General features: G+C 69.3%; 9 protein-coding genes and 1 pseudogene. 8 read left to right on the forward strand and 2 right to left on the reverse strand.

The window, feature by feature from the left end; genetic code table 11:
• Window positions 1-142: 142 nt before the first annotated feature.
• Window positions 143-1,153 carry a carbohydrate ABC transporter permease gene (locus K1J60_RS10105; protein ID WP_220645921.1) on the reverse strand — a complete coding sequence of 337 codons (1,011 nt, stop codon included), beginning with the start codon at window positions 1,151-1,153 and terminating at the stop codon, window positions 143-145.
• Entirely contained in the window at window positions 1,150-2,499 is a 1,350-nt protein-coding gene (locus K1J60_RS10110) for an extracellular solute-binding protein (RefSeq protein WP_220645922.1), read from the reverse strand. The genes K1J60_RS10105 and K1J60_RS10110 overlap by 4 nt, the downstream gene beginning before the upstream one ends.
• 694 nt (window positions 2,500-3,193) lie before the next feature.
• Between K1J60_RS10110 and K1J60_RS10115 the strand changes: the two genes are divergently transcribed.
• From K1J60_RS10115 to K1J60_RS10150, 8 genes and pseudogenes are all read left to right on the forward strand, one after another.
• The gene (locus tag K1J60_RS10115; protein WP_220645923.1) at window positions 3,194-4,207 is read left to right on the forward strand and encodes a hydroxyacid dehydrogenase; all 1,014 of its coding nucleotides are present in this window, start codon (window positions 3,194-3,196) and stop codon (window positions 4,205-4,207) included.
• Between the two features lie 481 nt (window positions 4,208-4,688).
• Window positions 4,689-6,029 carry an ABC transporter substrate-binding protein gene (locus tag K1J60_RS10120; RefSeq protein WP_220645924.1) on the forward strand — a complete coding sequence of 447 codons (1,341 nt, stop codon included), beginning with the start codon at window positions 4,689-4,691 and terminating at the stop codon, window positions 6,027-6,029.
• An 11-nt stretch (window positions 6,030-6,040) separates the two neighbouring features.
• Window positions 6,041-6,925 (forward strand): carbohydrate ABC transporter permease, encoded by an 885-nt coding sequence (locus K1J60_RS10125; protein WP_220645925.1) that lies wholly within the window; start codon window positions 6,041-6,043, stop codon window positions 6,923-6,925.
• Entirely contained in the window at window positions 6,925-7,866 is a 942-nt protein-coding gene (locus K1J60_RS10130) for a carbohydrate ABC transporter permease (protein WP_259407652.1), read from the forward strand. The genes K1J60_RS10125 and K1J60_RS10130 overlap by 1 nt, the downstream gene beginning before the upstream one ends.
• 20 nt (window positions 7,867-7,886) lie before the next feature.
• Window positions 7,887-9,521, forward strand: coding sequence for a family 43 glycosylhydrolase (locus K1J60_RS10135; protein WP_220651393.1), 1,635 nt, complete (start codon window positions 7,887-7,889; stop codon window positions 9,519-9,521).
• Window positions 9,522-9,705: 184 nt separating this feature from the next.
• Window positions 9,706-9,951: a hypothetical protein gene (locus K1J60_RS10140; RefSeq protein WP_259407653.1), complete on the forward strand. Its 246-nt coding sequence runs from the start codon at window positions 9,706-9,708 to the stop codon at window positions 9,949-9,951.
• Window positions 9,938-10,231 (forward strand): annotated as a pseudogene (gene tnpA / locus K1J60_RS10145) (IS200/IS605 family transposase); the annotation flags it as partial. The gene K1J60_RS10140 and the pseudogene tnpA, both read left to right, overlap by 14 nt.
• A gap of 241 nt (window positions 10,232-10,472) precedes the next feature.
• The gene (locus K1J60_RS10150) at window positions 10,473-11,513 is read left to right on the forward strand and encodes a LacI family DNA-binding transcriptional regulator (protein WP_220645926.1); all 1,041 of its coding nucleotides are present in this window, start codon (window positions 10,473-10,475) and stop codon (window positions 11,511-11,513) included.
• The last annotated feature ends 155 nt before the right edge of the window (window positions 11,514-11,668 follow it).

Here is an 11,668-nt window from a genome sequence, read left to right on the forward strand (position 1 = left end):
CCGCCCGGGGAGCCGGACGGTCGGCGGGACCGGCCGGTGGCGGCGGTGCCGCGCACGACGGCGGAACCGGAGGTGCGGGCGGAATCCGAGGTGCCGGGGGTGCCGGGAGTGTCGGACGTGCCGGCGGTGTCGCTGGTGACGGTCACTTCTTCGCCTCCGGATCGACGTTGTAGAACACCACGCCCGACGTGAACCGGAAGATGAGACCGGTGACGACGAGGATCAGGACGAAGAGCACCCACAGCAGCGCGGAGGCGTAGCCGTAACGGCCGAGCGCGAAGTACTCGGCGAACACATGCATCATGTACATGTAGTTGGACTGCGGGATCGCGGTGACGCCGCCCGTGGTGGGCTCGGCGGCCAGCAGCAGCGGCATGATGGTCTGCACCGAGGCGATCACCCCGGTCACCGTCTGGAACAGCAGCACCGGCGACAGCAGCGGCACGGTGACACTGCGGAAGGTCCGCCAGGCGCCGGCTCCGTCGATCCGGGCCGCTTCGTGGAGTTCACGGGGCACGTCCTGGAGCCCGGCCAGCGAGATGATCATGACGTTGCCCGCGGCCCACAGCACCGTCATCAGCAGGACGTAGCGGGCGTACGGATCCGCGAGCCAGCCGAGGGCGTCGATGCCGAAGATGTTCAGCACCCCGTTGGCCGCGCCGGAGTTCTGGTCGAACAGCGACTTGAAGGCGAGGCCGGCGCCCACCGGCGGTACGACGGCCGGCAGATAGAGCAGAGTGCGGAACAGTGCCCGTGCCCTGAGCGGCCGGTTGATCAGGACGGCGAGCCCGAGTCCGGCGACGATCGACAGCGGCACCGAGGTCAGCGCGAACAGCCCGGCACGGCCGAGGGCGTCCCACGTCACCGGGTCGGCGAACAGCTCGCGGTAGTTGGCGAGCCCGATGAACCGCCAGTGCGGCGAGATCCCGTCGTAGGTGGTGAGGCTCAGCCACAGCGCGTACACCATCGGGACGATCGTGAGCAGCAGGAAGCCGATGATCCAGGGCGAGGCGAACATGTAGAACGCCCGGTGCCTGCGGGTGGACATCGAGGTGGGCGGCCGGTCTCCGGCCGGCCGGGCGGCTGCCGCCGGTGCCACCCGGACGCCGGTCGCCCCGCGCGTCGCCGCGGAGGGTGTTCCCTCGGCCCTCATCCGACCTGCTCCTTCCCGCGGTCGAGCTGTTCGTTGATGGTGGAGTTGAGGCGCCCGGCGAGGGTGTCGACGGAGATCTCGCCCTTCATCGCCGCCGGTGCCACCTGGTTGAAGAGGGCCTTGAAGCCCTCCGCCGTGATGTAGGGGGTGAAGGAGATCACCGAGAAGTGCTCCAGCTCGGCCTCCTGTGCCGCCAGCACCCGGCGCTGGTGGTCGTGTTCGGCCGGCATCAGCGGCCGCAGCGACTTCAGGCTCGGGATGCCCCAGCCGCCGCCCGCGCGGGCCTTGGCCGGCGCCTCGCCGAAGAACCACTCGAAGACCCGCCAGGCGGCGTCCTTGTTCCGTGCCTTCCTCGGCATCCAGAAACCGGTACCGCCCTGGCAGGGGCTGACCCGGGCGCCGCCCGCGAAGACCGGGGCGGGGGCCAGCCGGGACACCTTCGCCAGCTTCTCGTCGGTGTTGATCATCCCGCCGAGCCAGTAGCCGCTGTTGCTCATGGCCATGCGGCCCGCCTGGTAGGTGGGCCCGTCCCAGGCGTTGGGGTCGGGCTGGATCGCGCTCGGGCCCACCCTGGTCCGGCAGTAGTCGATGTACCAGCCCAGTGCCTTACGGGCCTCCGGGGTGGTGAAGTCGATCCGGGCGAGGTCGTCGTCGAAGAGACTGCCACCGGCGGCCGCCGTCAGGGTCGAGAGGTTGGTGGCCTCGTAGAGACCGTTGTAGCTGCCGCCGAAGACGATGGTCTGACCGTTCCTCCGCCGGGTGAGCCGCTCGGCCCGGTCCAGCCACTCCTCGTAGGTGACCGGCTCGGACGTGGGCGGGTACGCGATGCCCGCCTCGTCGAAGTGCGCGGTGTTGTACCAGTACATGGAGTCCTGGGAGAAGTCCTTCACCATCCCGTAGCGCGGCCCCTTCCCCTGGGTGCGGCCGTCGTAGCGCCACAGGTCGTTGACCGGGTCGAGGTCGTCGGCCTTCAGCACGGTGCTCGCGGCGAAGTACGGGTCCAGTTCCTCGGCCACGTCACGCGCCGCGTAGTACGGCGTGTCCACGGCGCCCACGCCGCGCACCAGATCGGGCGGGTTCCCGCTGGTCAGCATCGCGATCAGCTTGGTGATGTCGTACCTCACCGTGACGATGCGGATGCCGAGGCCACGCTGGGCCTGCCTGATCAGTTCCGGGGAGATGTCCTCGGCCTTCACCATCAGCGTGACGGTCTCGCCCGAACCGCCGACACCACCGGCCACGGGGAGCGCACAGCCGTTCAGAGCCGCCCCAGCGGCCGTGACACCGGCCGCCGAGAGGGCGAGGAATCGACGGCGGCTCAGGGGACCATCGGCACGGGTATGCATGGACACCTCACCTCCACGAGCAGTGACCACCTCTCGACAACAACCGGTTTCTACCGGCCGACGGGGCAGAGCTTGTTCCTGACCGCAAACCGCGTCAAGAGGCTCGACCAGTTTTCGAAAACTCCGCGTAACCCCCGGGACATGGCCGGATGCCACTCCGGGCGGGGGCGGACCCCCGTGCGACCAGGGCAAATTCGCCGAATCGGCTACGGTTTCCGGTCACCACGCGAGTCAGGTCACGAGCTCGAACTGCGTCACCTGCTGGAACCGGTTGTCGTGCGGCCGAGATCCTGATCCACTTCCGGAGCCGTATCGCCTACACCTCGACCGTTTCGGCAACCGGCCACATGACCACCTGGCACATGACCACCTGGCACACGGCCACCTGACACATGGCCACCTGACACATGGAGTAATCGATTACGCCACATCGGGACATCAACCACCCCTTCTGTCGCGGCAGACACCCCTCACCCCCCGGAGCTGGCCGACATCTTCCGGCCGCCCACCCCACGTCCCCTCCCGTAGCCGCACGACCTGCGCATACGCAGACGACCTCAGGCGAGCCACGGAGTGCGACACCCGATCGCGACGATTGACCGTCCGCCGGAACCGGATCTACGGTAGAAGACGTTTTCTGAAACTGTTTCCCGCAGCAGCCCCTGCGTCCACCCCCCTGCTCTCCAGGAGAGTCATGCCCAGCGCCCAGTCGACGCGAGCCGTGTTCGCCATGGATCCGGTGCATCTGCCCCTGCTCTTCCCGCCTCCGCTCATGGCACGGCTCCGGGAGGTGATCGAGATCGATCCCGAGGTCGTGGTGCGGGACTTCACGGATCCGGTGGCCACCTCCGCACTGGCCGGCGCCGAGGTGCTGATCACCGGCTGGGGCTGTCCGCACCTCGACGCGGAGGTACTGGCGGCGGCGCCCCGGCTGCGTACCGTCCTGCATGCCGCCGGCTCGGTCCGCGCGCTGGTCGGCGAAGCCCTCTGGCAGCGCGGGGTCACCGTCTCCAGCGCGGTGGCCGGCAACGCGCTGCCGGTCGCCGAGTACACCCTGGCGATGATCCTGCTGGCCGGAAAGGACGCCTTCGACCAGCGCGAACGCTTCCGCAGGACACACACCTACCCCTCCCCCGCCGAGACCGCGGCCATCGGCAACGTCGGCCGCCGGGTCGGAGTCATCGGGGCCTCGCGCGTCGGCCGCCGACTCCTGGAACTGCTGAAGCCGTTCGACTTCGCCGTCTCGCTGTACGACCCCTACGTCGACACGGCGGGGGCCGCCGCACTGGGCGCCGAGCCGATGGCGCTGGACGACCTGCTGCGGACCAGCGACATCGTCAGCCTGCACGCCCCCGACATCCCCGAGACCTATCGCATGCTCGACCGCGGCAGACTCGCGCTCATCCGGGACGGCGGTGTGCTCATCAACACCTCACGGGGCGCCCTCGTCGACCCCGAGGCGCTCACCGACGAGTTGCTCTCCGGCCGGCTCAGCGCGGTCCTGGACGTGACCGAACCCGAACCGCTGCCCGTCGGTTCCCCGCTCTACCGCCTCCCCAACGTCTTCCTCACCCCGCACATCGCGGGCTCCCTCGGCAACGAGCTGGAGCGCCTCGGCCGTACCGTCGTCGAGGAGCTGGAGCGTCTCGCCTCGGGGCTGCCACCGGCCCACGAGGTACGGCACACGGATCTGGCCAGGGTCGCCTGACCCGTGCCCCCACGCGTCCTCGCACCTCACGCCGCGGCCGTCCCGCGGGAAGGACACGATGCGGTGAGCCGGCGCAGGGCGTCGGGCGGGCCGGGCCGGGCGACCATCCGCAACGTGGCCCGACGGGCGGGGTCTCGGTGGCCGTCGCGTAAACGTTTTCGCGCCACCGATCGCCGCGCGCACCCGCTCCACCATGGCCGCATCCTGATCGACGCGTCTCTGACCTGCGCACTCACCGTAACCCGGCGGCCACCGGACGACAGCTTCCGGCAACCCCGACGACCATCCGGCGTAACAATTTGCCGTCGCGCTCTTGCGTGGAGCCGATCAGGCGACCTACGTTTCACAGCAACCGTTTACTACAACGTTCCGCAGGGGTCCCGAGACCCGAGCTGACGGTCCGCCTCGCTCGCAGTCGCCCCACCGAGCCGCCCCTCGCTCCCCCTTCCGCGATCGTCTACGTCTCGAAGGATGCCGTTCGATGAACTCCAGCAGCCCCCGGAGAAGGTTCGCCCGCATCGCCGTCGCGAGTGTGGCGCTGACAGGTCTGCTCGCCGCGTGCGGTGGTTCGGGCTCGGGCGACGACGGCTCCTCCGGAGCCACCGGCCCGGTCACCCTCCCGTTCTGGGGCTGGGCCAACGGCCAGGAAGCCCTCGTCAAGTCGTTCAACGCCGCCCACAAGGACGTCCAGCTCAAGTACACCAAGGTCACCGACCAGCTGACCATGCAGAAGCAGCTCAGCAACGCGGTGAAGGCGGGCAACGCGCCCTGTCTGGTGCAGAACACCGCCGAGTACGTGACGACCTGGGTGTCGCAGGGCGCGCTCGCCGACATCACCGAGTACGTCGGGTCGAGCGCGGACAAGTTCAACGCCGGCGCGTGGGCCGGTGTCCAGGTGCAGGGCAAGGTCTACGGCGTGCCCACCAGCTCGGCGCCCGCGTTCACGATCTATCGCACCGACGTCTTCGAGAAGTACGGCCTGAAGGCCCCGGCCACCTGGGACGACTTCATAGCCGCCGGCAAGGTTCTGAAGAAGCACGGCATCCACATCACCAACTACGCCGGTGAGGACCCGAGCACCCTGGAGGTGCTGGCCATGCAGGCCGGCGCCCACTGGTACGCGATCGACGGCGACTCCTGGAAGGTGGACTTCCAGGACGAGGGCAGCCTGAAGGCGGCCGACGTGATCCAGCAGATCATCGACGGCGACCTCAACTCCAAGCTCTCGTTCGCCGACTACGCGGCCGTGCAGCGCAACTACGACAAGGGCGGCACGGTCACCCGGCAGATCTCCACCTGGCAGATGGCCGGCATGGTGCAGAACTTCACCGACTCCTTCGGCGACTGGGCGCTCACCCCGTGGCCGACGTACAAGGGGGAGGCGGCGAAGACTCCGGCCGGCACCAACCAGAGCGGTGGCATGAACCTGGTCACCGAGCAGTGCGAGCACAAGAAGCAGGCGGCGGAGGCGGCCCTGTGGCTGTCCACGGACCCCGGCGCGGTGAAGTCGATGGCGAGCCCCGAGACCGGCAGCGGTGTGATGCCCGGACTGGCCGACAGCGACTCGTTCGTCGCCGAGGCGATCTCCGAGAAGCTGCTGGGCGACAACTACGAGCCGGCCAAGAAGATCGTCACGGACAGCCTGGGCACCGTCACCACCGACTGGGTCTACGGCCCGAACTGGACCGCCATGTTCACCGAGCTGCAGAGCGAGTGGGGCAAGGTAGTCAGCAAGGAGCAGAAGGTCACCGACCTGCTCGCCCACATGCAGGAGTGGACGGTCGAGGACCTGAAGTCGCGCGGCATCAACGTCAAGGGCTGAGGCATCTTTCGATGATTCGCTCCCAACGCTGGAAGGGTGCCGCGTTCACGGTGCCCTTCCAGCTCGGATTCGTCTTCCTCTATCTGCTGCCCATCGCCTACGCGGTCTACGAGTCGCTGTTCCAGGAGAAGCGGTCCGGGCTCGGCCTCGGTGGCGCGACCCGGGAGTTCACCGGGTTCGACAACTACCAGCTGGGGCTGACCGACTCGGCGTTCATGGGCTCGATCCTGCGGGTGGTGCTGTTCGCCTGCGTGCAGATCCCGTTCATGCTGCTGGTCAGCCTCGTCCTGGCGCTGTTCCTGGACGCGCTCACCGCGAAGGCCGCGAACCGGTTCCGGATCGTGCTGCTGGTCCCGTACATGATCCCCGGTGTGGTCGCGGCGATCGTGTGGATCAACCTGTACAGCCCGGCCGTGGGCCCGCTGACCCCGATGGGCGACTTCCTCGGGTTCGACTGGAACTTCTTCGCGCCCTCCATGGTGTGGCCGTCCATCGGCAATCTGCTCACCTGGCACGGCATCGGCTACAACATGGTGATCATCTACTCGGCGCTCCAAGGGGTGCCCCGCGAGCTGTTCGAGGCGGCCCGTCTCGACGGCGCCTCCGAGATCCGGATCGCCCTGAGCATCAAGATCCCGTTCGTGCGCGCGGCGCTGGTGCTGACCGGCCTGCTGTCGATCATCCAGATGCTGCAGCTCTTCAACGAGCCGGCGCTGTTCCGGAACATCACCCCCGAGACCGTCGACGGCAGCTTCACCCCCATCATGATCATCTACAACCAGGCGTTCAACGCGGGCAACTACCAGTACGCCGCCGCCCTGTCGGTGCTCCTCGCCCTGATCCTCGGTGTCGCCTCCCTCCTCTTCTACCGGCTGACCTCGAAGGAGGTCGACTGATGGCCACGACCACCGACTCCCCCAGCACCCCGGCGAAGTCCGCCGAGTCGGGGAGGTCAGGCTCGCCCCCCGTACGGCGGATCGCCGGCCCCGACCCCGCCTCGCGCGGGCGCGGCGGCCAGCGCTTCATCCTGCTCGGCCTGATCCTGGCCAGTGTCTACAGCCTGTTCCCCGTGTGGTGGCTGATCGTCGCCGCCACGAAGGACCAGGTCGGGCTGTATCAGAGCAACGGCCTGTGGTTCTCCGGCATGCACCTCTGGGACAACCTGCACCAGCTGTTCACCTACGAGGACGGCATCTTCCTGCGCTGGACGGCCAACTCGTTCCTGTACGCCGGTGTCGGCTCCCTCGGCGGCACGTTCATCGCGCTGGCAACCGGTTACGGCCTGGCCCGCTTCGACTTCCCCGGCCGGGGCGTGGTGTTCGCGGCCGTGGTGGGCTCCTTCCTGATCCCCATCGCCCTGCTCACGCTTCCGCTGTATCTGATGTTCTCGAAGATCGGCCTGGTCGACACACCCTGGGCGATGCTGATCCCCTGCCTCATCAACCCCTTCAGCGTGTATCTGGCGAAGGTCTACACCGAGGCGACGATCCCCTTCGAACTGCTGGAGGCGGCGCGGATCGACGGCGCCGGTGAGCTGCGGATCTTCTTCAGCATCGTGCTGCGGATGATGACCACGGGCGGCGCGACGGTCTTCCTGCTGGCCTTCGTCAACACCTGGAACGCCTTCTTCCTGCCCCTCACCGTCCTGCGCGGCGAGGAGAACTGGACCCTCAACCTCGGCCTCTACAACTGGACGGGCAAGCGCGCCGAGTCCGGCATCGACGTGACCAGCCTCGTCCTGACCGGCGCCCTCCTCTCCATCGTCCCGCTGGCGATCATGATGACCGCGATGCGCCGCTACTGGCGGACGGGCGTCACGCTGGGGGCGCTCAAGTGACCGCCGACGCGCGGCGGGCCGTGACCGTCGCCCGCAACCCGGTCATCCGTGGCTTCGCCCCCGACCCCTCCCTGATCAGGGTCGGCGAGTGGTACTACGTGGCGACCAGTTCGTTCGAGTGGTTCCCGACGATCCCCCTGCACCGGTCCAGAGACCTGGCGCACTGGGAGTACGCCGGTCATGTGCGCGGAGCGGCCCCCGGCGGCTCGCTGCGGGGGGTCCCCGACTCGGCGGGCATCTGGGCGCCCTCACTGAGCTGGGACGGTGAGCGCTTCTGGGTGGTCTACACGATCGTGCGGTCGGTCGGCACGCGCTACTTCGACCTGGACACGTACGTCAGTACGGCCACGGCGGTGGACGGGGAGTGGACCGCGCCGCGGCGGGTCGTGAGCCATGGCTTCGACCCCGCCCTGTTCCACCACGAGGGCCGGCTCTGGCTCCTCAACATGCAGAGCGACCACCGTCCCGGCGGCCGGCGGTTCGCCGGCATCGTCCTGACCGAGCTGGACCGCTCCACCCTGCGTCCCCTCGGCGACACCCATCTCCTGCTCCAGCACGACCGGTTGATCGAGGGTCCCAAGCTCCTGATCCGCGACGGCTGGTACTACCTGATCCTCGCCGAGGGCGGCACCGGGGTCGAACACGGGGTGCGGGTGGCGCGCAGCCGCACCCTGACCGGACCGTACGAACTCGACGAGCTGCCCCTGCTGACGACCCGGGACGACCCGAAGGTGCCGTTGCAGAAGGCCGGGCACGCCGAACTGGTCCGGACGCCCTCCGGCGAGTGGTTCCTGAGCCACCTCACCGCCCGCCCCCTGCACACCGCACACGGCATCCGCTGCACCTTGGGCCGCGAGACCGCCGTCCAGGCGGTCACCTGGGACAGCGAGGGCTGGCCCCGGCTGCGGCAGGGGGGTTGGCATCCGGCGGTGGAGGTGGAGGTACCGGCTGCCGGGGCGCCGACTTCAGGGGTGCCTGACGGGGCGGGTCCCCCCGCGACCCCCGAGACCGTGCGTGCCTCGTCCGAAGGACTGCCGACCTGGCCCTGGAGCAGTCCGCGGGCCGCACCGGACGCCTCGTGGGTCGACACGACCACCCGCCCCGGCTGGATACGGCTGCGGGGCCGGCAGGGGCCCGAGTCGCTGTGGGACCAGAGCGTGCTGGCGCAGCGGATCACCGAGCACCGGGCGGAGGTGGAGGTCACCGTGGAGGCCCGGCCGCGCACCTTCGGCGAGGCCGCGGGGCTGACCCTGCGGTACAACACCGCCTCCTACCTCAGCCTCGATCTGACCTGGGCCGAGCCCGAGGGCGAACCGCAGCGCGGCCAGCAGTGGCGGGGCGAGGGCCGTACGGTGCTCAGCCTCCTGGAGCGCGACGGCGACGGCGCCCGGCAGGTGGCCGTCGTCGAGGTAGAGCCGGGCCAGCCGATCACCCTGGGGGCGAGCATCGACGGTGAGGAGGCTCGCTTCTGGTACCTCCACGACGGTCTCCGCACCCCCGTCGGCCCGCCCCTGGACTTCACCCACCTCTCGGACGACTACGGCCCCAGACTCCGCTTCACCGGAACCCTGGCCGGCATCCACGCCCAGGACCTCGTCGCGGCGGAGTTCACGGCGGACTTCAGCGGGTTCCGATTGGTGTGCGGGGCGGAGTGAGGTGACGGCGCGGGGCGACCGCGACGTTCCGGCGCGACCGGCCCCGTTCGCCGCTCGGACAGCCTCGTGCGCTGCTCGCCGCCGAGGGCACCGCCGGTGGCACCGAGTCCTCGCGGAGTCCCCCGGGGCCGTAAGCTCGCGGGGCAGTTGGTGCGAACGGTTCCATTTCGGGGCGCGGAGCGGCATGGCGGACGAGATCAAGTACGAGCACAAGACCGTGCGGACGGTTCGCGGCACCGACGGCTTGGTGATCTCGAAGATGCGGAAGGACGGCTGGGAGCTCGTGGAGCAGTCCCAGGGGACCCTTCGCTCCGCCCTCCACTTCCGTCGGCCGAAGAAGCCTCTGCCATGGCTCCTGATCGGCTTGGCGGCCGCCGTCCTCGTGATCCTGGCCCTCGTCATCGGCGCCGCCTCCGGAAGTCATGCGTGACGTGTGCGCGGACTTCAACACCGAGCTGGTGGAGTTCAACGGGGAGAGGGACCACGTCCACCTGCTGGTGCACTACCCGCCCAAAGTCGCCTTGTCCCGGCTGGTCGGCTCCCTCAAGGGTGTCTCCGCCCGGCGGCTCCGTCAGGAGTTCCCAGCCCATATCCGCAAGTATCTGTGGGGTGACCACTTCTGGTCGCCTTCGTACTTCGCCGCCTCGTGCGGCGGAGCACCGCTGGAGATCATCGAGGAGTACATCGAGAACCAGAAGCGACCTGGCTGAGGTCAACAGTGCAGGCCCGTGGACACCTGCGGGTCAGAGCGATCCAGAGAAGCGCTTCCTCCCGGGCGTGAACGCCCGGGGTTCCGCGCTAGATCAAGCTGAAGCCCCGCTTCTTCCCGCCGTGTTGAGTTGGGCTTAACGTAGGAAGCGCTTGCTACGCGGCTCGGGATCCGGCCGTGTGCGTAGCTCTGTTCGAAAATTTCACCGGCCCTCGGGACGGGCCCTGAGAGGTGGAGTCGCGATGGTGCGTGGCGGGAGCGCGACGGCCGGGCCGACGCTGGCGGTGGTGGCGCGCGAGGCCGGGGTGTCCGTGCCCACGGCCTCGAAGGTGGTCAACGGCCGGGAGGACGTGGCCCCCGAGACCAGGCGCCGGGTCACGGAGGCGTTGGACCGGCTCGGCTATGTCCGCAGACCCCGGTTCGAGGCGCCGAAGCCGCCGCGCATGGTCGACCTGGTGGTGCACTCCCTGGAGAGCTCCTGGTCGGGCGCCGTACTGCACGGCGTCGAACAGGCCGCCCACGACGCCGGCCTGGAGGTCGTCGTCTCGGCCGGTCTGACCCGTACCCGGGGTGCCCGCCCCGAACGCGGCTGGTTCGACAAGCTGACCGCCCGCGGCTCGGCGGGCGTGCTCTTCAACCTGGCCGAACTGTCCCCCGCCCAGTACTCCTGGCTCACCCAGCACCGCATCCCGTTCGTGCTGATCGACCCGGTTCTGGAGCCGCCGCCCGGCGTGGTGTCCGTGGGCGCGGCCAACTGGCAGGGCGGAACGACCGCCACCGACCATCTGCTGTCCCTGGGCCACGAGCGGATCGCCGTGATCGCCGGGTACCGGCGCAAGATGTGCAGCAGCGCCCGGGTCGCGGGCTACCGCTCGGCGCTGACGGCCGCGGGCATCCCGTACCGGGCGGACTACGTCCGTTACGGCAACTTCATGGAGACCACCGCCCGGCACCGTATGCTCCAGCTGCTCGACCTCCCCGAGCCGCCGACCGCCGTGTTCGTCTGCTCGGACAAGATGGCCCTCGGTGTCTATGAGGCGCTGGCGGAGCGGGGGCTGCGGGTGCCGGACGACATCAGCGTGGTCGGTTTCGACGACCTGCCCGAGGCCCGCTGGGCCACCCCCGGCCTGACCACCGTCCGCCAGCCGCTCTCGGAGATGGCCCAGACCGCGCTACGGCTGCTGGTGCGGATGATGGAGGGCGACCAACCGGAGGGCACGCGCACCGAGTTGTCGACCCGGCTGGTGGAACGGGCCAGCACGGGGGCGCTGGGCCCGGCCTGAGCCGGTGCGGCGTGGTTCGGTGAGGTGGTTGCGGAGGCCCTGAGTTCGGGTGAACGGTCGGCGTCGTGGGACCGTACGCATAGGGATGGCCAATCGGGTGTCCCGGCGGTCCCGCGGCCCCCGGCCCACTCCGCTCCACCAGCACTGAGCTCCAC

The sequence above is a fragment of the Streptomyces akebiae genome (assembly GCF_019599145.1).
Lineage (GTDB): Bacteria > Actinomycetota > Actinomycetes > Streptomycetales > Streptomycetaceae > Streptomyces > Streptomyces akebiae.